At 68.7% G+C, this 18,993-nt stretch carries 18 protein-coding genes; 11 read left to right on the top strand and 7 right to left on the bottom strand.

Going from position 1 to position 18,993, the window contains the following annotated elements:
- Nucleotides 1-39: 39 nt before the first annotated feature.
- From ACH9D2_RS01265 to ACH9D2_RS01280, 4 genes are all read left to right on the top strand, one after another.
- Nucleotides 40-189: a hypothetical protein gene (locus ACH9D2_RS01265; RefSeq protein WP_396360946.1), complete on the top strand. Its 150-nt coding sequence runs from the start codon at nt 40-42 to the stop codon at nt 187-189.
- A 176-nt stretch (nt 190-365) separates the two neighbouring features.
- Nucleotides 366-761, top strand: a complete 396-nt coding sequence (locus ACH9D2_RS01270; RefSeq protein ID WP_396360947.1) for a hypothetical protein — start codon at nt 366-368, stop codon at nt 759-761.
- A complete protein-coding gene (locus tag ACH9D2_RS01275; protein ID WP_396360948.1) occupies nt 734-1,216 on the top strand; it encodes a hypothetical protein in 483 nt (160 codons plus the stop codon). The genes ACH9D2_RS01270 and ACH9D2_RS01275 overlap by 28 nt, the downstream gene beginning before the upstream one ends.
- A 123-nt stretch (nt 1,217-1,339) precedes the next feature.
- Nucleotides 1,340-2,323 carry a glycosyltransferase gene (locus tag ACH9D2_RS01280; RefSeq protein ID WP_396360949.1) on the top strand — a complete coding sequence of 328 codons (984 nt, stop codon included), beginning with the start codon at nt 1,340-1,342 and terminating at the stop codon, nt 2,321-2,323.
- A gap of 506 nt (nt 2,324-2,829) precedes the next feature.
- On the opposite strand, the gene ACH9D2_RS01285 is transcribed toward ACH9D2_RS01280, so the two are convergent.
- Nucleotides 2,830-3,774, bottom strand: coding sequence for a metallophosphoesterase (locus ACH9D2_RS01285; protein ID WP_396360950.1), 945 nt, complete (start codon nt 3,772-3,774; stop codon nt 2,830-2,832).
- A gap of 208 nt (nt 3,775-3,982) precedes the next feature.
- Between ACH9D2_RS01285 and ACH9D2_RS01290 the strand changes: the two genes are divergently transcribed.
- On the top strand, nt 3,983-4,393 hold the full coding sequence (locus ACH9D2_RS01290) for a hypothetical protein (RefSeq protein WP_396360951.1): 411 nt from the start codon (nt 3,983-3,985) through the stop codon (nt 4,391-4,393).
- A gap of 154 nt (nt 4,394-4,547) precedes the next feature.
- Here ACH9D2_RS01290 and ACH9D2_RS01295 read toward each other — a convergent pair whose 3' ends face one another.
- The 4 genes from ACH9D2_RS01295 to ACH9D2_RS01310 all read right to left on the bottom strand — a co-directional run bounded on the left by ACH9D2_RS01295 (nt 4,548) and on the right by ACH9D2_RS01310 (nt 8,770).
- The gene (locus ACH9D2_RS01295; RefSeq protein WP_396360952.1) at nt 4,548-4,973 is read right to left on the bottom strand and encodes a hypothetical protein; all 426 of its coding nucleotides are present in this window, start codon (nt 4,971-4,973) and stop codon (nt 4,548-4,550) included.
- A 247-nt stretch (nt 4,974-5,220) separates the two neighbouring features.
- The gene (gene cls / locus ACH9D2_RS01300; protein WP_396360953.1) at nt 5,221-6,672 is read right to left on the bottom strand and encodes a cardiolipin synthase; all 1,452 of its coding nucleotides are present in this window, start codon (nt 6,670-6,672) and stop codon (nt 5,221-5,223) included.
- Between the two features lie 278 nt (nt 6,673-6,950).
- Nucleotides 6,951-8,033 (bottom strand): hypothetical protein, encoded by a 1,083-nt coding sequence (locus tag ACH9D2_RS01305; protein ID WP_396360954.1) that lies wholly within the window; start codon nt 8,031-8,033, stop codon nt 6,951-6,953.
- 110 nt (nt 8,034-8,143) lie between these two features.
- Nucleotides 8,144-8,770, bottom strand: coding sequence for a recombinase family protein (locus ACH9D2_RS01310; RefSeq protein ID WP_396360955.1), 627 nt, complete (start codon nt 8,768-8,770; stop codon nt 8,144-8,146).
- Between the two features lie 318 nt (nt 8,771-9,088).
- Here ACH9D2_RS01310 and ACH9D2_RS01315 point away from each other — a divergent pair, with 318 nt between their 5' ends.
- Genes ACH9D2_RS01315 through ACH9D2_RS01325 form a run of 3 tightly spaced genes read left to right on the top strand, consistent with a single transcriptional unit; the run spans nt 9,089 to nt 11,651 of the window.
- Entirely contained in the window at nt 9,089-10,018 is a 930-nt protein-coding gene (locus ACH9D2_RS01315) for a metal ABC transporter solute-binding protein, Zn/Mn family (RefSeq protein WP_396360956.1), read from the top strand.
- Nucleotides 10,015-10,764 carry an ATP-binding cassette domain-containing protein gene (locus tag ACH9D2_RS01320; RefSeq protein ID WP_396360957.1) on the top strand — a complete coding sequence of 250 codons (750 nt, stop codon included), beginning with the start codon at nt 10,015-10,017 and terminating at the stop codon, nt 10,762-10,764. The genes ACH9D2_RS01315 and ACH9D2_RS01320 overlap by 4 nt, the downstream gene beginning before the upstream one ends.
- Nucleotides 10,761-11,651 carry a metal ABC transporter permease gene (locus ACH9D2_RS01325; RefSeq protein ID WP_396360958.1) on the top strand — a complete coding sequence of 297 codons (891 nt, stop codon included), beginning with the start codon at nt 10,761-10,763 and terminating at the stop codon, nt 11,649-11,651. Before ACH9D2_RS01320 ends, ACH9D2_RS01325 begins: the two co-directional genes overlap by 4 nt.
- Here ACH9D2_RS01325 and ACH9D2_RS01330 read toward each other — a convergent pair.
- Nucleotides 11,640-12,314 (bottom strand): iron dependent repressor, metal binding and dimerization domain protein, encoded by a 675-nt coding sequence (locus ACH9D2_RS01330; protein ID WP_396360959.1) that lies wholly within the window; start codon nt 12,312-12,314, stop codon nt 11,640-11,642. The genes ACH9D2_RS01325 and ACH9D2_RS01330 overlap by 12 nt on opposite strands.
- A 496-nt stretch (nt 12,315-12,810) precedes the next feature.
- Here ACH9D2_RS01330 and ACH9D2_RS01335 point away from each other — a divergent pair, with 496 nt between their 5' ends.
- Both ACH9D2_RS01335 and ACH9D2_RS01340 read left to right on the top strand, forming a co-directional pair.
- On the top strand, nt 12,811-13,590 hold the full coding sequence (locus ACH9D2_RS01335) for an alpha/beta fold hydrolase (protein WP_396360960.1): 780 nt from the start codon (nt 12,811-12,813) through the stop codon (nt 13,588-13,590).
- 432 nt (nt 13,591-14,022) lie between these two features.
- On the top strand, nt 14,023-14,415 hold the full coding sequence (locus ACH9D2_RS01340; protein ID WP_396360961.1) for a hypothetical protein: 393 nt from the start codon (nt 14,023-14,025) through the stop codon (nt 14,413-14,415).
- Between the two features lie 518 nt (nt 14,416-14,933).
- Here ACH9D2_RS01340 and dnaB read toward each other — a convergent pair.
- Complete coding sequence (gene dnaB, locus ACH9D2_RS01345) at nt 14,934-17,288, bottom strand: replicative DNA helicase (protein ID WP_396360984.1); 2,355 nt, start codon at nt 17,286-17,288, stop codon at nt 14,934-14,936.
- 153 nt (nt 17,289-17,441) lie between these two features.
- Between dnaB and ACH9D2_RS01350 the strand changes: the two genes are divergently transcribed.
- Nucleotides 17,442-18,872, top strand: a complete 1,431-nt coding sequence (locus ACH9D2_RS01350) for an amidase family protein (RefSeq protein ID WP_396360962.1) — start codon at nt 17,442-17,444, stop codon at nt 18,870-18,872.
- The last annotated feature ends 121 nt before the right edge of the window (nt 18,873-18,993 follow it).

Here is an 18,993-nt window from a genome sequence, read left to right on the forward strand (position 1 = left end):
GTGGGGTGGGATCATGAGGCTGTTAACGACGGTCGAACAGTGAGCAGTAGCGTCGCATCTGCTCAGTATTCGCCCGTCGTCGACAAGACACAGCAACTCCGAGCGGGCACGGTCGTGGTTCCGGTCGAGCAGCTCTCGGAGTGGGCGCTCGACGATCTCAAGGACGAGGCCGCGGGCGTGCACGGGTGATCCTGCACGGGCACCGCGTCAGGAACACCGAGCTCTGTGTGCTGCGCCGGCCCCTGCTGGAAGACATGGGAGGTTCTCCCCCGCGTCGCCCGACCTGCCGCCTCTTCCGAGGCCGACAAAGCAGTGTCAACCGCCGGTATCGACGTCCGGCAGTGGCGTCACACTACAGCTCCCCCATGGGCGAGCTGCTGTATGGGGACATGACCCCGGCCCAGGCCGCTGACTCCCTGGACGCGTTCATCGCCGAACGCGCCCCGGCGCTGGAGCAGCTGCGCTCCACCATGGCCGCGCACGGCCTCGACCCCGACGCACTGCTGAAGGCCACCTCGGAATCGGTGGGCCCGGTGCGGAAGTGGATCACTTCCCAGGCCGGGCAGCTCAGCGTCGACCACAGGCCTCTGGCCGAGGACCCAACCCGACCCTCCTGGCCCAGCTGGGCACGCAACGCCAGACTTGTGGATCCCCACACCCGGCCGCAACGCTGGCCCTGGTCGACGGCTTCACCCCTCACCCCGCCGAGGTCATCACCGCCGCTGTCCCCGGCGTGCACTGGCTCGTCGGGGAGCACCTGATCGGCAACCACCCGACGCTCAACTACCCGGTGCTGGCCGCCGACCACCACCAGATCTTCCTGCCGGCCATCCCCCTCTACAGCGCCTACCAGTCCGCCCACGGCCGTGACCCGATGAGCGGGACCGAGATGCTCGAGCACACCCGGCGCACCATCACAGCGCTGCGTGGTGAAGGCCCGGTGGCTGAGGCTGCCGAGGAGCCGTTGGTGACAGTGGTCGCCGAGGTGAACTGCTTCGACGTCGGACTACGCACCGACCTCACCGCCCAACACCGGGAACTGGTGGAGCGGTTGATCACCGAGCTCACCGACCGCGACGGGGTCGAAGCGGTTTACCGGTACGGGCTCGAAGCACTGGTGGTCAACGCCCCGGACTGGGACGAGACCCCGCTGAAGCTGTGGCTGAAGCTGTGGCTGACCCTGTGGCTGCAACGCCACCTCCACGCCGACGACTGAGCACGACCGCACCCCACCACAGCCCGGCGTCAGCCCGCGCGGCGCCCTCACCACGCCGACCGAAAAGCGTCTTCACCGATGCCAGCCAAACGGGGGCACGGAGGTGGTCCCTACGATGGGGGCATGCCAGCAGGTCAGCGCCCCGGAGGCCCCGCCGTCAGCGTGGTGATCCCGGCGTACAACGAAGAAGCGGTTCTGCGCCGTTGCCTGCAAGCGGTCCTGGCCCAGACAGTGACCGCCGAGCAAATCATCGTGGTCGACAACGCCTCCACGGACGGCACCCGTGCCGTGGTGACCCAGATGCAGGCCGAGCACCCGGACGCCTCGCTGCTGCTCATCGAGCAGAATGCGGAGCAAGGGTTGATCCCCACCCGTAACATCGGCCTCGACAGCTCCCGGGCAGAGGTGCTGGGTCGCATCGATGCGGATTCCGTGCTCGCCCCGAACTGGGTCGAGCAGGTCCAGCGCGCGTTCAAGGACCCGGATCTCGCCGCCACCACCGGCCCGGTGCTCTACTACGACCTCCCGCTGCCCCGGCTGGGACTGACCATCGACAACGCGGGGCGGCAGGTGGTGATGAAGCTGGTCGCCGACCGGCACCCGTTCCTCTACGGCTCCAACATGGCCATCCGCCGCACCGCCTGGCAACAGATCCGGTCCACGGTCTGCCGGGACGAACACGACCGGATGCACGAGGACATCGACCTGTCCCTGCATCTGAGCGAGCACGGGTTGAAGATCGCCTACCTGCCGGCCATGATCGCCGGCGTCTCGGCCCGGCGGATGGACGACACCCCGGAACACTTCCGCTACTACGTCGAGCGCTACCGCCGCACCTACAGCGCCCACCAGACCGCCAGCCCCATCCCCGTGACAGCCACGATCGTCCTCCGCTCCCTGTACTGGCCCCTCAAACTCTGCAAGCTCCTGTACCTACCCCGGACACCTCTGCGCGCAACCACGCCCCCGACCCGGATCCCGGCGACCGAGCATTGCCACGAGCGGCTCCCTGGACACGGTGGCGGCCGCCGCCAAAGGCGCCCCAACGCAGCACAGGCATGTCTCACCACTAAATCCCAACTGCAGCACGGTCCGCAGGGAACATAGTCGATACTGGATCCACAACTGGAACGATCTCGAAGACCTCGCCGGCGCCGCCCACCGGCCATATGTAAAGCGGGGAGTGCCGGGCTGCTCATGCACTCGCTGTCCATCAGCAACCGCTCGGCCGACTCCAGGTGTTGTGGGTCGTGAGGTTCTTGGCGCGGATGCGTCGATGAGATGAGGAACAGGCTCCTCGCCACAGGATGGAAGTTCCTATACCGTCCGTCCGCACGAGAGAGCCCGCTCACGTCCCACGTTAATGCACCCCTGACCCCAAGGACCCGGACCTGGACCCGTTCCTGGTCAGCGTCGAGTTCGCGTTCCCCGAGGCCGAGCAGGGCGCCGTCATCGAGGTCACCGGCACCCTGCGCAACCAGTTCCAGGCACGGATCGACCAGGACGACCAGGACAACGAGGCCGGCTTCTACGACCGTCACGTCGGGGAGCCCTCCCTCGACCAGGCCGCCCTCGACACCGGAAAGCCCTCCGGGCAGTGATCCGGCCCCGCGTCAGGCGGGGAGCAGTTCGATCGTCAGCAACTGGGGCGGGGCGTTGATCCGCATGGGCAGCAGGCTGAACCCGATCCCGCAGGTGACGAACATGTCGTTGCCCTCGGCCCCGTATCCCTCGGGGGCGAAGCCGTCGGCCACGAGCTCCTCCTCCTCGGTCAACCCCATGTAGGACGATTCCGGGCTCCAGGGGAAGGCGATCTGCCCGCAGTGCGTGTGCCCCGCCACCGACATCGGGGCGACACCGGCGGGCAGCTCCGGGAACGTGGTGGGGTTGTGCATCATCACCAGCCGTGGCGCCGCGTCGGGCACGTCGTCGAAGGCCTGCTCGGGGGCGGCCTCCCCGACCGAGGACGGCCCCACCCCGACCACGAACAACCCCGGCCCGGGGCCGTCACCGGGGGCGGGCACGGGGGCGGCCTCGTTGGCCAGGACCTCGATGCCGCGGTCCTCGAAGGCGGCGGTGAGTTCGTCCACGGCCTCGACGGCGTAGTCGTGGTTGCCCATGATGGCGTACACGGGGATGTCCGTCTCCGTGAGGGGCTCCAGCAGCCGGGTCACGTCCTCGATCTTCTCCTGGATGCTGCTCTCGCTCTGGTACAGGAAGTCCCCGGGCAGCAGGACGGCCTCCGGCTCCGCGGCCACGGTGCGCTCCACCACCCGTTCGACCATCCCGGTGTTGTCCCACCACATCCCCACCTGCAGGTCGGAGAACACCATCACCTCCGCTCCGTCCCAGTCCGGGCCCAGCCCGGGGATGCGGGCCTGGATGCGTTCCTCGTCGAGGACGAACCGCGGTTCGACCGCCACCCCGTAGACGGTCACGAGCAGCCCCAGGGCGACCACGACCGCCACCAGACCCTTGAGCCAGGACCGGGCACGGTGGTGCCGACGCTCTGGACGGTCGGGGGCCGTCTCGCCTTTCCGAGCAGCTGGGGAGTTCATCACAGTCCTCTCGTGGGCCAGTAGGCAAGCATGGCGGGCTCGGCGACCGATGAACAGCTGTCGGATCCACCCCGCCAATTTTTCACCCTAGCGGCCCCATCCGGCGGCTCCCACCCGCCGGCCGGCTGCGGTGGCTAGGGATGGGATGGTGCAGGTCGAGTACATGCCACCGTGAACAACCGTCGCCGGAGCACCGAGGAGCACGCTGATGACCCACCGCACACCGCCCCTTGCCGCGGCCGGCCTGGCCGGGACGCTGCTGCTGACCGGCTGCCAGGACGAGACCCGGCTGACCCAGCTGAACCAGTCCGGGGTTCCCACCGAGGAACTGGTCGGGGAGGAGATGACCCTGACCAACGAGGTCGAGGAGATCTTCGGTGAGGATTTCCTGACCATGGGGGACGAACAGACGGTGGTCTACGTGACGGAGATGCCCGAGGACCTGCGCCCCGGCGACGAGGTCGAGGCCACCGGCACCGTCGCGGCGGACGACCTGTTCAGCGAACCCGGCGACCATGACCGGCTGCTCCAGCTGACGGACGAGGAAACCGCCGACTACCTCGTCAACCGCGAGTCCGAGCCCTACCTCACCGAGGCAACCGTCACCGTGGTCGAGTAGGAGCCCGGCGCGTTCGGCCCCCGCCGGCGAGCAACTCCGCTCGACCGCCGCGCAGTCGCGGTTCCGTCACCACCGGGCGACGGAACAAGAACGAGGGAACCCCTCCGACCGCTTCCGCGGCCGGAGGGGTTCCCTCGTCGTTCGGAGTGGGGGCCTAGTCCTGCTCGATCACCTGGGCGTCGTCCGCGACCACACCGAGGTCCAGCTCGCGCTCGACGAGATAGGACACCTCGTCGTCGTTGAAGTCGACTCCCCAGCCGGTCTCGATGTCGGTCTCCACGATCTGGCGGACCGTGCCGGTGACCTGGACCATGTCCCCGTCCTGGATGTCCATGGCGGAGGCGTCCACGCCCACCACCGGGGTGTCGTCCTCACCGACGGTGAACAGGTTCGGGCCGACGACCTCGGTGACCTCGTTCTGCATCGTGACCGTCTCGCTGAGGATCGCCGCCGTCGCGGCGGCGTCGCCCTCCTCAGCTTCCTGCACCGGGGTCTCCTCGGCGCAGCCGACCATCAGGGCCGAGGCGAAAGCGGCCGCGGCGGGCAGGGCGTACATCTTCTTCTTCGAACTGGTCAACATGGCGTTCTCCATCCGATCGTACGGACAGTTGTCGTTTTCATCCTAGTTCGCCGACTGCATGCCGGCGGCGGAGAATCTCTGACCATGGAAACGCCTCTTACATCCGTTAGAGCGACGGTCCCCCGATCCGTTAGGGCGACGGTCCCCCGATCACCCCGTCCACAGCACTTGGCCGTGTGCTTCGCCTCTTGTGTCCTGCCGGGGGACCGGCCGGTCATGGCGCAGTCGCCCGGGTTCCGCCCGTGGGTCACTGCAGGGGAGAGGTCAGCCGGGCGGTGTTGTCGACGTACTTCTGGTACCACGGCCGGGCCCGCCACTCCTCCATGGTGAGTTCGTGGCTGTCCCGGCGGTAGTCCTCGACGACCTCGTCCAGCCGGGCCACGACGTCCGCACCGGCGAACAGGAGATTGACCTCGTGGTCCAGGACGAAGGAACGGATGTCCATGTTCGCCGAGCCGACCACGGCGGCGTCGTCGTCGATGAGCACGAACTTCGCGTGCAACACGTACGGCGGCGGGTAGAGGAAGATCCGGACACCGTCGAGCAACAGCGGCTCGTAGAACGAGCGCTGGGCGTGCAGGGTCGGGATGTGGTTGGAGGTCTTCCCCGTGTACAGGGACACCTCCACCCCACGGCCCACCGCCGCACGCAGGGTGTCGTACATCGACTTGTCGGGCACGAAGTAGGGGCTGCAGATCGTGATCCGCTCCTTCGCGGAGGCGAAGAGGTGGTTGAACATCTGCAGGTTGTTCTCCTGCGCCAGGCCAGGCCCGGACGGCAGCACCTGGCACACCACATCGCCCGGGTTCTCGTCCGACGGTGCCGGATCCAGCTCCGAGGCCCGCTCCGGGATCATCTCGTCGGTCTCGCAGTACCAATCCGTGGCGAAGAGCGCATCCAGGTGCTCCACGACCGGCCCCTGGAGGCGGAGCATCAGTGAGATCCACTGCAGGCCCCGGCGCTTATTGCGCTTCTTGTTGTAGCTGCGGTCGATCACGTTCTGCGACCCCGCAAAGGCCACCTGCCCGTCGACCACCACGATCTTGCGGTGGTTGCGCAGGTCCGGGCGCTGGTACTGCCCCCGCCACGGGCGCACCGGCAGCATCCGCCGCCAGGGGATCCCGGCCGCGTCCAACCGCTGCACCATCTGCTGGTAGCCCGGGTAACCCGCACTGCCCAGGTGGTCGATCAGCACCCGGACCGTGAGCCCGCGCCGGTGGGCGTCCTCCAGGGCCGCGACCACCGGCTCGGTGGTCTTGTCGGAGGCGGCGATGTAGAACTGGAAGTGCACGGAGGACCGTGCACCACGGATCTGCTCGGCGATCTCCTCGAGACAGCCGTTGTAGTCGGGCAGGACCTCCACCCGGTTGCCGCCCGTGAGGGGGAACGCCCCGTTGTGGCCGTTGAGACGGGTCGTCTCGAACAGCCAGTCCGGCAACCGATCCCGGCCGGTGTCCTCCTCGCCGGTGCCGGGCCCGTGCGGATCCACCAGCTGCGCGGCCCCGGCCTGCTTGTTCCTGCGGGACTCCGGCAGCTGGGCCCGCCCCAGCACCAGGTAGGCCAGGGAACCCGGGACCGGGAAAAGGAAGATCGCGGACAGCCAGCCCCAGGCCGCCGCGGGACGCCGGTTGTGCGGGACCGCCCCCACGGCGATCAGGCGGATGGCGGTGCGGACGGCGTGTCGACGGCGCGAAGTCACGATGGGTCTCCTGTACGTGGTTGGTCCCATGGGGCCGGGCGGTCCGCATGACCGACGGCGTGCCTTAGCACCATAAGCAGGCTTGCACGAGGGGACAACCAAATTGGCGCTGGCCAGGGATAATCCCGGCCGCCAGTGATGACATCGTGATTTCTGGGCCGCTCGATCCAGGCGGCGTCCTGAAGATCAGCCCTTACCGGCGGGGCGACCGGAAGACGGGTCCCCGGGGGGCCGCTCCGTTCTCGGCTCGTCCCGTGCTCCCGAAGGCGCCCGGGAGATCAGTCGTCGTAGGTGTGGGCGAGTTGGCGGCGCTGGTGTTCGCGCCGGCTGTAGGTGGCCTCACGGATGGCGTCGTCGCTGTCGAAGTTCGACCCCAGGGCGCCGGCCAGGGTTCCCAAGGAAGCGGCCAGCCAGGACAGGTGCACGTAGTCCAGCAGATTCACGGGATGACCGAGCTGGGACTGGAGGTAGCCGGCTTCGATCACCGCCAGGCCCACGACGAAAAGCACCGACCACAGGACGACATACATCGTCGCCACGCTCAGCCACACCGTGATGATGGTGGAGGCGTTGTCGACCCTGGCCCGCCAGCGGACGTCCGCGTCCCGGGTCCGGTTCCACAGACTGTTGTGGACGATCAGCCATGACGTGAGCGCACCGGTGACCACCACGCTGATCATCGCCAACCGCCCCGGATGGAGGGCGTCGGACAAGTTCCAGATGGCGGCGTAGAAGATGCCGAAGGCGCCGGTGGCCGCGGCGGCGGCCACACTGCTGGCCAACGCCGGCAGCAGGCGCCCGGGACGGTTGCTGCGCACCATGCCGGCCAGCAACCGCAGCCGGTTCAACCACCCGGGCAGCACGATATAGGAGGCGTCTCCCTCCCCCGCCGGATCCACCCGCCGCACCGATTGGTGGCCGAGGGCTTCACTCACCGCTGCCGTCGAAGGATAGTCCTCGGTGCCGTCGCGCACGGAGAGCACCAGAGCCGTCAGCAGCTTGCACGCCCTGCGTGCGAGGCGCCCGGCGCCCAGGGCCGGCACGGAGACCAGCGCCGCGGCGGCCGACGCGCTGGCCTCGCACAGCATCGGATCCCCGTCGTGGGACCGCGGCAGATCCGTCAGATACACCACGTAGTCCCAGCCGTACCGCTCGCGCAGTTCCCCCGCCCTGTCCATCAGCGGGATATCGCCCTCCGCCGTCAGGGGCAGAGTCTCCTGGCTGACCTCCACCTCCCACCGGACCCGCGAACCGGCCTCCGCCTGGCCCGCCAAGTCCTGGGGCAGCTCCTCGGTGAGTGCACGGGCCACCTTCTCCGGCAGGCCCGCATCAGCCAGTACCCCCACCGTCAACGTCTGCACGTGCCATCCCCTTTCCCTTCGGACTCGTATCCCCCGCACCTCGACGAGCTGTACGAACCGCCCGGACAGATCATGCCAGTACCTCGCTCCGCCCGTACCGGGAGTGAAACTCAAGCAGCAGGTAATGGAAGCTCTCGGACACGCCGGTAGAGGGTGGCTCGGGACATGCCGAGGTCGCGGGCGACCTGGGTTGCCGGCTCCCCGGATTCGATGAGCCGCAGCGCGTTTCGGATCTGGGAGTCGGTGAAGGTCTGCCGGCGCCCACCGAGGTCCTTGCCGGCGGCCCTGCGTTTGGCTACGGAGTCGGTGATGCGTTCGCGCGTGATCTCCAGTTCCATTTGGGCCAGGGCGGCCACGACGGTGAACACCATGGAGCCCATCGGGGTGTGGGTGTCCACGTCTCCCCCACCGAGGTTCAGCACCCGCAACCCCGCTCCCCTGCTCCGTAGCGTGTCGGCGAAGGCCAGCATGTTCTGCGTCGACCGACCCAACCGGTCCAAGGTGGTGATCACCAAGGTGTCGCCGTCTTCCAGGGCGGCCACCGCTTTGTCGAATTGTGGACGGGATGCGCGTCCTCCAGACACTCCATGGTCCACATAGAGATCATCGCGCCGCACACCGGCATGCAGGAGGTCAGACACGTGGCGGACTGCGTCCTGCTGCCGCGTCGAGACCCGGCCATACCCGGTCACCTTCCCCGTGTCCAACCCATCTGTCTCGCAACCGACGTTGAGCATCCGATTCTAGAGGCACGGTTGAAGAACCTAGATGCAAGACAGGTCGTACCGCGGAAACATGCGGGTATAAATTTCGCGGACGAGACGTCCCGCATCCTTTGGGTCACGAGAAACGAGACCGATCGTGTTGATGCACCGGCGTCGGGCACTCTCGTCACACCGTCTCAGGCAAGAGAGTTCGTCACGACGAACTTTAGAATACGATGTACCGTACAGCACGGGGGTGTCAGCTTCCACCGGATGTCGTCGAGCGTGGAGGCTCAGACTCCGGCTCGAGGAGGACGGACGACGCCCAGTGGCAGCGCTACGGAGGAGCAGATGGTGAGCAGACAGGCGCGGGCGGCATTCGGCACGGTAATGATGGGGGTGGCCTTGGTGGTGTCCGGGTGCGCCGGGGAAGCGGCCGGAGGCGGTGCTGAGCAGGACCGCCCGGTGGTGCTGACCACGTTCACGGTCCTGGCTGACATCGCGTCCCAGGTGGCAGGGGAGCATCTGAAGGTGGAGTCGATCACCAAGCCCGGTGCGGAGATCCACGGCTATGAGCCCACCCCCGGGGACATCGCGAAGGCCTCCGAGGTGGATCTGGTCCTGGACAACGGATTGAACCTGGAGGCGTGGTTCGCCCAGTTCGTGGCCGAGGTCGACGCCCCGCACGTGGTGGTCAGCGAGGGGGTGGAAGTCATCGACATCGCCGAGGACGCCTACGCGGGCACCCCGAATCCGCACGCGTGGATGTCGCCGGTGAACGTGCAGATCTACGTAGACAACATGGTGGCCTCTTTCAGTGAGCTCGATCCCGAGCACGCAGCCGACTACGAGGCCAACGGCCGGGCCTACCAGGAGGAACTGCAGCAGGTCCAGGACGAGCTGGTCGAGCAGCTGAGCGTGGTGCCCGAGGCGCAGCGGGTGCTGGTGACCTGCGAAGGGGCGTTCTCCTACCTGGCCCGTGACGCCGGGCTGGAGGAGCACTACCTGTGGGCGGTCAACGCCGAGCAGCAGGCCACCCCGCAACAGATCACGGCGGTGATCGAGGTCGTGCGCGACCGTGAGGTCCCGGCGGTGTTCTGCGAGTCCACGGTCTCCGACGCCCCGATGCAGCAGGTGGTGGCGGCCACCGACGCCGAGTTCGGGGGGGCGCTCTACGTCGACTCGCTCTCGGCGCAGGACGGTCCGGTGCCGAGCTACCTGGAGCTGATCCGCTATGACGCCGACACCATCACCGCTGCCCTCACCGGGGCGTCCTCGTGAGCGAGGCAGCGGCCGAGACCGCGATCGAGGTCAGCGACGTCACCGTGCGCTACGGCGACGTCCTGGCACTGGAGGCGGTGAACCTGCGGGTGAGCCCGGGGCGGATCTGCGGGCTGGTCGGGGCCAACGGGTCCGGGAAGTCCACGCTGTTCAAGACCATCACGGGCCAGCTCGTGGCCCAGACCGGAACCGTGCGCCTGCACGGCACCACCCCGGCCCGAGCGCGACGGGCCGGGCTGCTCGGCTACATGCCGCAGCACGAGGCCGTGGACTGGACTTTCCCGATCTCGGTGCGGGAGGTCGTGGCCACCGGCCGCTACGGGTTCCTGGGAACCACCCGCCGCATGCGCAGCGCCGACCACACCGCGGTGGCCCAGGCCCTGGTGCAGGTAGAGCTGACCGATCACGCCGAGCGGCCGATCGGCCAGTTGTCCGGGGGGCAGAAGAAACGGGTGTTCCTCGCCCGTGCCCTGGCCCAGCAGGCCCGGGTGCTGCTGCTGGACGAGCCCTTCGCCGGGGTGGACCAGCCCTCGGAGGTAACCCTCACGACCGTGCTGCGCCGGCTGGCCGACGAAGGCGCCACCGTGCTGATCTCCTCCCACGACCTGGCCGCCCTGCCGGATCTGGCCGATGAGGCGGTTCTGCTCCAGCACCGGGTGCTGGCTCACGGTTCCCCGGATCAGGTCCTCACACCGCGCAACCTGGCGGCCGCCTTCGGCCTGACCGCCACAGGAGCAGGCGCATGAGCGTCTGGGAGTTGTTGGCCGAGCCGATGTCCTACGACTTCATGCTCCGTGCTCTGGCCGCCACGGTGGTTGCCGCCGTGACCTGCGCGGTGCTGTCCTGCTGGCTGGTGCTCATCGGCTGGTCACTGATGGGAGACGCCGTCGCCCACGCGGTGCTGCCCGGAGTGGTGCTGGCCTACCTGCTCGGTGTGCCCTTCGCCCTCGGGGCGGTGGTCTTCGGGATCCTGGCCGTGGCCCTGATCGGTGGTCTGCGCGAGACCAGTCTGGTGAAGGAGGACGCTGCGATCGGAATCGTGTTCACCACCTTGTTCGCCCTCGGGCTCGTGCTCGTCTCGGTCGTGCCCAGCCAGACGGACCTCAACCACATCGTCTTCGGCAATCTGCTCGGCATCAGCCCCGCCGACCTGGCCCAGATCGTGCTCCTGGGGGCACTCGTGGTCATCGCGCTGGTGCTCAAACGCCGGGACTTCACCCTCTACGCGTTCGACCCCACCCACGCCCACGCCCTCGGCCTCAGTCCCCGGCTGCTCGGGGCGGCCCTGCTCGGGCTGCTGGCGCTGACCGCGGTCGTGGCCCTCCAGACGGTCGGGGTGATCCTCGTGGTCGCGATGCTGATCATCCCCGGAGCCACCGCCCGGATGCTCACCGACCGGTTCTCCCGCATGCTCTTCATCGCCCCCGCCGTCTCGACCGGTTGCGCGGTCTTCGGGCTCTACACCAGCTACTACCTCGACACCGCTTCCGGGCCCATGGTCGTCCTCGCCCAAGGGGCGGCGTTCACGCTGACGTACCTGGTCGCCCCCCGCCACGGGCTCCTGACCCGTCTGCGGCGCAACCGGCGCCGGCGATACGCCCGGGAACCCGCCGAGCCGGCCTCACACCGGTGACACCCACACGGCGTCCGTCGTCGCCTCCCCCAGAGTCAGCGCCCGCTCCGTGCCCGCAACCCGTACCGCCACCGCCTCGGAGAACGGCTCCGCCTCGGCCACCTCCAGTTCCGCGCCCACCACCACCCCGTGCTCGGCGAAGTACTGCAACCGGGCCGGAACCGCATCCGAGATCCGCTCGACCCGCACCCGCGCTCCTGCCTGCACCGAGGTCAGCCGGCTCGCCACCGGGTGCGTCACCGTCCCGTCCGCGGCCGGAATCGGATCCCCGTGCGGGTCACGCCGCGGATGCCCGAGAAACGCATCGACCCGTTCCACCAGCTTCTCCGACACCGCGTGCTCGAGCACCTCGGCCTCCTCGTGCACCTCGTCCCAGGAGTACCCCAATGCCTGCACCAGGAACGTCTCCAGCAACCGGTGCCGGCGCACCACCGCCACCGCCTCCGCCCGACCGGTCTCGGTCAATGTCACCCGCCCGTACCGGGCATGCTCCACCAACCCCAACCCGGAGAGCTTGCGCAGCGCATCCGAGACCGTGGAGACCCGCACCCCCACCCGCCGGGCGATCTCCGTGGCAGTGACCGGATCATCCGACCACTCCTGCAGCCCCCACACCGCCTTCAGATAGTTCTGCATGCTCTCCGACAGAGCCACGTTCGACATGCCTCCACCCTAGGCCGAACTCCTTCGCACCGACCGACTGCCCCGGCTCTGCCAGCACAGCAACCGCCCACCAGCCCCCACCCCGATCCCCGGACTGCTCAGCTATACACCTCTCTACGAGACGTCTCGCATCCCATGGGTTGCAGGTCATGCAGGCCCCGAGACCTGCTGCGGAACAACGGAAGGTCCCCGCGGCGTCGAATCAGGCGGACCGACGCCCCCACTTCGCCGACGTCGAGCACGCAACGGCGTGATCCCAACTTCCTCGAGCGGCCTTCGAAGCCATCGAGGATGTCGTGGAGCCCTGAGGAGTTCGGGCACGGATCAACGAGCATGAGCTCATGCTCACGGGCCCACGGGTGCCCACATCGATTCCGACGTGCGCGACGGGCAGCCATTCGAACGACTGACCGATGGACCCCGGGGCACGCAGCAGGGAGAATGACGGTCTCGACCGTGGGGCCGAGACTTCGACCGACCGCCGTGGAGGTGAACGGTGAAGGCACCGAGAGTCATGCTCCTCCCCGGAGTCGTTCTGCCGGCTGATCTCGCCTACGCCGGCCTCACCACTGTGCTGGGGACCGATGCAGAGATCGCCGTCAAGAACCTCGAGGTCTACCGGGAGGCCTCTCCGCCACCGGGCTACTCCCTGGACACCGAGGTCGAGGGGGCGCTGCGCGAGGCGGACGCCCGCGGATGGCACCGCTTCCACCTCGTCGGCTACTCCGGAGGCGGTGCCGCGGCCCTGGCCTGCGCAGCCAGCCACCCGGGGCGGCTGCTGAGCCTGGGTCTGCTCGAGCCGGCGTGGGCCGGCAGCTGGGGCTGGAGCCCGCAGCACGAGAGGCTGTGGGCCCAGTACGACGAGCTCTCGCAGCTGCCCCACGACCAGTTCATGGCGGCCTTCATGCGGTTGCAGGTACGAGCCGGAGTGCCGTTGCCGGAGCCGCCCCCTGGCCCACCGCCCCCATGGATGAAGCACAGACCCGAGGGCATCCGCGCGCTCATGCGCACCTTCCACACCTACGACCTGGACCGCGAGGCCCTCGCCACCTTTGATCGCCCCGTCTACTTCGCCCTCGGGGGGCTGAGCAACCCCGACCAGTTCGCCGAGGTGGCCGACCGTCTCAGTGCCGTCTTCGCCGACTTCACCCTCGAAGTCTTTCCCGAGCGCCACCACTTCGATCCACCACACCGCACGGAGCCGACGCGGCTGGCGCAGTCGCTGATGGCGATCTGGTCGCGCGGTGACCAGTTGGCTGAAGAGGGTGAATCCTGACCACTGGCGGCGTCCGGGTCGCCGACGGGCGCGCACCGACCCAAGGAAGTGGGACGGTCAACTCACACTCGACGAGACGTCTCGCACCCCATGGCGTGCAGTACAAAGGGAGAGAGGATGGTTGTACATACAAAAGATTGAACAGATCGATGCCCTCTTCCTTTGCCGGCTGCCATGAGGGGCTTGATGTCAAGGAGCAGGTGCTCGGAGGTCCACGTCAGCGCCACAAAACGGTCCGAATTGACATTCACGAACGCTATCCGAAGGATCATCGAGGTGGGGGTGTCCGGGGTCTGAGAACCTGTGCTTCACGCTGTCAGTCGCTCAGACAGCCCCGCCAGAACGACCGATGATCTGCATGACCTTCCAGGGGGATGGATGTTCAGGAAATTCAAGCATGTGGCCGTATGCACGTTGGGGGCAGGATCCCTGATGCTGGTGGGAGCGGCGCCGGCAGCCGCAGCCCTTCCGTACAGCTTTTCGGAGTCCTACGACACCGTCAGCTGCAACAGCTACGAGTCGACGGAGTACTGCCATGCCACCGCGGGCAAGCGTAGTGGTCAGTCGAACCCAGCGGGACGCGGACTCAACAAGGACAAGTACCAGGGGACCTACACGACCACCGTGGACGGCGAAGCAGTCCTCGAGCGGCAGTTCACCAAGAAGGAAGTGACTGCCTGGGACGTCCCGTGGCCGCACGTCAGCCACATGGTGGAGAAGGGCACGATCACCACACCGGAGGGGACCTGCAGCTACCACGCCGTCCAGCAGACCTCGAACTCGGAGCTGCGCGCAAACCACTACAAGGAAAAGTGCGACTCGTGAGCATCAACCAGGTCTGTGTCGTGGCGGGCCAGAAATAGTCACCCTCGAACGCGGCGAAGCGCTTCCACCGGTCCGGCGGAGGTGCTTCGCCGTTCTCGTCGAGCTATGGGTCCACCTTGACATTGGTCTCCTACCACGCCCCGGACAGTGCATCGTCGCCGCACGAGACCCGATCAGCGACCCGCACTGGGCCAGACCCGCGGAGCAACGTCCACCGTCAGGGACGGTCGAGTCTCGCACCCACAGCGACTCATGACCCGTGGGATGAGAAACCCCGGTTGCTGTGATCATCTTCGCTCGTCTCGAGATCCATCCCCCGCGCGCAGAAACGGGAAGGCCTGGGGGTGAGGCCGGCAATCAGTCGTGCGACCGAGTGAGCACCACTTTTTCGGGCTCTCAGGAAGCGGCCCTGAACGGCAACGCAGGCCCTGCCTCGGTCCGAAACCAGGTTTCTCATGGGTTGTCCGGTGTGGCCCGCATCTGGACAACCGGGAGCCGTCGACGGCACTCCCCGAACGCTAGAGCCCTTCGTGCGCCATGTTCGCGAAGCGGGAGTAGTGGCCCTGGAACGCCACCACGATCGTCTTGGTGGGACCGTTGCGGTGCTTCGCCACGATCACGTCGGCCTCACCGGCGCGCGGCGACTCCTTGTCGTAGACGTCGTCGCGGTGCAGCAGGATCACCATGTCGGCGTCCTGCTCGATGGAGTTGTGGACCGTGATGCCGTTGGCGACGAAGTTGTGGTTGCCGAGCACCGTGGCGTCGAAGACCTCCTCGTCGCCGTCGTGCTGGATGGAGACCACAGAGTCCCACAGCAGGTCGTTGACCGCGGCGAGGTCCATGTCCGCGTCGTCGAGCAGCGTCGAGACCTGCGCCAGCTTCGGCGCCGGCTCCGCGGACCGCACCTCGTCGACGCAGTCCCGGACCAGGGTGCCGACGGGCACCGGGTCCGCCAGGACGTCGCCGACGTTCTGCCACAGCTCGGCGTCGGTCTCGGCGCCGGCCGGCACGTCGAGCTCCTCGAGGATCGCGCGGGACGTCTCGCCGAAGTCGCTGCTGCGCCCGATCTCCTTGAGGAACCGGATCTGGTCGTCGTGGTCGCCCACCGCCAGTTCGACCCCGCCGTCCGTCCGCACCACCGACGTCGAGATCCCGAAGCGCAGGAGGAGCCGGCTGAACCGGTCGGCCTGCAGGGCGGCGTCGAAGGACGCCGCGATGTGGGCCTGCCGGCCGTCGAACGCGAGCGTGCCGTGCTCGTGCCAGAACGTCTGCACGAACCGGCGGATCTGTGCCTTCGGCAGGGAGAAGACCTCGGCGGGCAGGGCGGCGTCCCCCTCCGCGAAGGCCTGCGCGGCGTCCTCGACCTGCGCGCCGTCCCACTCCGTGCGCTGCGTCGGTCCGTCGGTGTGCCGGGGCACCCCCAGCCGGTCCCCCACGGAGAGCTCGCCGAGCGGCTTCCACCCGCGGTAGGTGAAGAAGGGGTGGTTCGCGGTCGCCCGGACGGTCTTCCCCGACGCCAGCGTGAGGCGGTGGACGGGCTTCACGCCGGTCGAGAAGACGTGGGTGAGCGTGCGCTCGACGTAGCGCATGTCGTCGTCCAGCGACCACACGGGGACGTCCTGGGCCCCGGACTCGAACAGCTCCCCCATGGTGGTCTCGGCCCCGGTGTCGGAGCGGAGGATGCGGGTGTCCGCGGTGAGACAGCCCGACTCGCGGAGGTCCGAGACCATCGGCTTCTTGTCCTGGCGCTGCTCGGAGCCACGGTTCAGCTGGGACAGGGCGATGACCGGGACCTCGAGCTCCTTGGCCAGCAGCTTCAGGGCACGGGAGAACTCCGAGACCTCCTGCTGGCGGGACTCGACCTTCTTGCCGGAGCTCATGAGCTGGAGGTAGTCGAGCACCACGAGCTTGAGGTCGTGCTTCTGCTTGAGCCGGCGGCACTTCGCCCGGATCTCCATGAGGGACATGTTCGGGGAGTCGTCGATGAACAGCGGCGCGGAGTCCATCTTGCCCATCGTGGTGGCGATCTTGGCCCACTGCTCGTCCTGCAGGCGGCCCTTGCGCAGGTCCTGCATGTTGAGCGTGGCCTCGGCGGAGAGCAGGCGCATCGCGATCTCGTTGCGGCTCATCTCGAGGGAGAAGATCACCGTGGTCTGGTTGTGCTTGATCGCCGCGGACCGCGCGACGTCGAGGGCCAGGGTCGATTTGCCCATGGCCGGCCTCGCCGCGATGACGATCATCTGGCCGCCCTGGAAGCCCTGGGTCAGCTCGTCGAGCTCGATGAAGCCGGTCGGCACGCCGCGCATGCCCTCCCCGCGGGAGCCGGCGGCCTCGATCTCGTCGACCGTGGACTCGATGACCTCCTTGAGCACCGTGTAGTCCTCGGAGGAGCGCCGCTCGGCCACCTGGTAGATCTCGGCCTGGGCGGCGTTGACGATGTCGTCGACCTCTCCGTCGGAGCTGTAGCCCAGCTGCACGATCTTGGTGCCGGCCTCCACGAGCCGGCGCAGCACGCCGCGCTCGCGCACGATCTCGGCGTAGAAGCCGGCGTTGGCGGCGGTGGGCACGGAGGAGATGAGGGTGTGCAGGTACGCGGGACCGCCGACGCGCTCGATCTCGCCGCGCTTGGTGAGCTCGTCCGCCACGGTGATGGCGTCGGCGGGCTCGCCGCGTCCGTACAGGGAGATCACGGCCTCGTAGATGGACTCGTGGGCGGGCTTGTAGAAGTCGACGCCGCGCAGGACCTCCACCACGTCCGCGATCGCGTCCTTGGACAGCATCATCCCGCCGAGCACGGACTGCTCCGCGACGTTGTCCTGCGGCGGGGTCCGGCCGAACTCCCGGTCGCTCCCGGACGAGCGCTCCGACACCATCGACACCTGGTCCACCTCTCCTCGCGCACCCGGCGGACAGCGGAGTGCGCACACGACGACGACGCCGCCCCGACCTTCCGGGCAGCCCCTCCATTCTCGCACCGACCGCGGACACCGCTTGCCGCCCGGGCCCGTCCGTGGACACCATGGATCATGACGCTCACCACAGACCTCAGCGGCCCCTGTTCGTGGGACATCCGGACCACCCGGGCGGAGCTGGCGGCGGGCCGGATCAGCCACGTGGAACACCTCGACGCCCTGCTGGAGCGCCTGCCCACGGCACAGCGGCTGGGGGCGGTGATCAGCGCGGACCCGGAGCTGGCGCGGGCCCTCGCCCACGCCCTGGACCGCCGGGAGACGCGCGGGCCGCTGACGGGGATCCCGCTCGCGGTCAAGGACATCGTGGACGTCGCCGGCTTCCCCACCACGGGCGGGACGCGGGCGCTCGAGCACGACGTGGTGGGCCGGGACGCCCCCGCGGTGGCCCGCCTGCGCGAGGCGGGCGCCCTGTTCACCCTGAAGACCAATCTGCACGAGCTGTCCTTCGGCATCACCTCCAACAACGGCTCGTACGGTCCGGTGCACCACCCCGCCGACCCGGCGCTGAGCCCGGGCGGCAGCAGCGGGGGCGCGGCGGTGGCCGTGGCGGTGGGCCTGGTCCCGGCGGCGGTCGCCGCGGACACCGGGGGCTCGGCCCGCATCCCCGCCGCCCTGTGCGGGATCGTGGGGTTCCGGCCCACGCTGGGCCGCTATCCGTCGTCGGGCGTCCTGCCGATCGCCCACTCGCGGGACACGATCGGCCCCATGGCCCGGACCGTGGACGACGTGGTGCTGCTGGACGCCCTGCTCGCCGGCGAGCACCCGCTCGGCGCGCCCAGCGCGCGGCACCTGGAGTTCGACGACGAGGGCCCCGGCCCGCTGCACGGCGTCCGGCTGGGCGTGCCGGAGCTGTTCCTCGAGGACCTGGAGCCGGGCGTGGACACGGTCTTCGGCGCGGCCCTGCGAGCGCTCGAGGCCGCCGGTGCGGAGCTCGTGGGCGTCGACGTCCGGCCGGCCCGCGAGCCGGCGGCCGCGGCCGGCATGACGGTCGCCCTCCACGAGTTCCTGCCCGACCTGCAGGCCTACCTGGACGCGCGCGGCACGGGGCACTCCCTCGACGAGGTGCGGGACGGGATCGGCAGCCCGGACGTGCGGCGGATCTGGGAGCTGGCGCAGGTGTTCCGGGCCGCCGACGACGAGTACCGGGCGGCCCAGGAGGAGCGCCGGCGGGCCCTGCGGCTGTACACCGGGGCGATCCGGGCCCAGGGGGTCTCGGCCCTGGTGCAGCCGACGTGCCCGTTGACGGCCCGGCCGATCGGCGACGACGAGACCGTGGAGCTCAACGGCCGGCGCGTGCCCACCTTCGACACCTTCACCCGCCACTCCGACCTGGCGGGCGTTCTCGGCACGCCGGGGATCAGCATCCCCGCCGGACGCACCGCGGAGGGCCTGCCGGTGGGGCTGGAGCTCGCGGCGGGACCGGGTGCCGATGCCGTGCTGCTGGACCTCGCGCGCACCGTGGAGGCCCTGCTGCGGGACCAGTGAGCCGGCACGGTCCTCTTCGGGGGACAGCACAACGATTCAGAGCGACAACCATTGACGAATCCAACGGTCCGCCTCTACGGTGAGGGGACCGACGTGCGTGATGCATGTCACAGCGGAGTCG

The organism is Kocuria rhizosphaericola (assembly GCF_044462205.1).
GTDB lineage: Bacteria > Actinomycetota > Actinomycetes > Actinomycetales > Micrococcaceae > Kocuria > Kocuria rhizosphaericola.

Excerpts from the sequence above, each read along its gene's own strand:
- ACH9D2_RS01270 (WP_396360947.1), top strand. The coding sequence starts at position 366 with ATGGGCGAGCTGCTGTATGGGGACATGACCCCGGCCCAGGCCGCTGAC.
- ACH9D2_RS01280 (WP_396360949.1), top strand. The coding sequence starts at position 1,340 with ATGCCAGCAGGTCAGCGCCCCGGAGGCCCCGCCGTCAGCGTGGTGATC.
- ACH9D2_RS01285 (WP_396360950.1), bottom strand. The coding sequence starts at position 3,774 with ATGAACTCCCCAGCTGCTCGGAAAGGCGAGACGGCCCCCGACCGTCCA.
- ACH9D2_RS01290 (WP_396360951.1), top strand. The coding sequence starts at position 3,983 with ATGACCCACCGCACACCGCCCCTTGCCGCGGCCGGCCTGGCCGGGACG.
- ACH9D2_RS01295 (WP_396360952.1), bottom strand. The coding sequence starts at position 4,973 with ATGTTGACCAGTTCGAAGAAGAAGATGTACGCCCTGCCCGCCGCGGCC.
- ACH9D2_RS01310 (WP_396360955.1), bottom strand. The coding sequence starts at position 8,770 with ATGCTCAACGTCGGTTGCGAGACAGATGGGTTGGACACGGGGAAGGTG.
- ACH9D2_RS01315 (WP_396360956.1), top strand. The coding sequence starts at position 9,089 with ATGGTGAGCAGACAGGCGCGGGCGGCATTCGGCACGGTAATGATGGGG.
- ACH9D2_RS01325 (WP_396360958.1), top strand. The coding sequence starts at position 10,761 with ATGAGCGTCTGGGAGTTGTTGGCCGAGCCGATGTCCTACGACTTCATG.
- ACH9D2_RS01330 (WP_396360959.1), bottom strand. The coding sequence starts at position 12,314 with ATGTCGAACGTGGCTCTGTCGGAGAGCATGCAGAACTATCTGAAGGCG.
- ACH9D2_RS01340 (WP_396360961.1), top strand. The coding sequence starts at position 14,023 with ATGCTGGTGGGAGCGGCGCCGGCAGCCGCAGCCCTTCCGTACAGCTTT.
- dnaB (WP_396360984.1), bottom strand. The coding sequence starts at position 17,288 with ATGGTGTCGGAGCGCTCGTCCGGGAGCGACCGGGAGTTCGGCCGGACC.
- ACH9D2_RS01350 (WP_396360962.1), top strand. The coding sequence starts at position 17,442 with ATGACGCTCACCACAGACCTCAGCGGCCCCTGTTCGTGGGACATCCGG.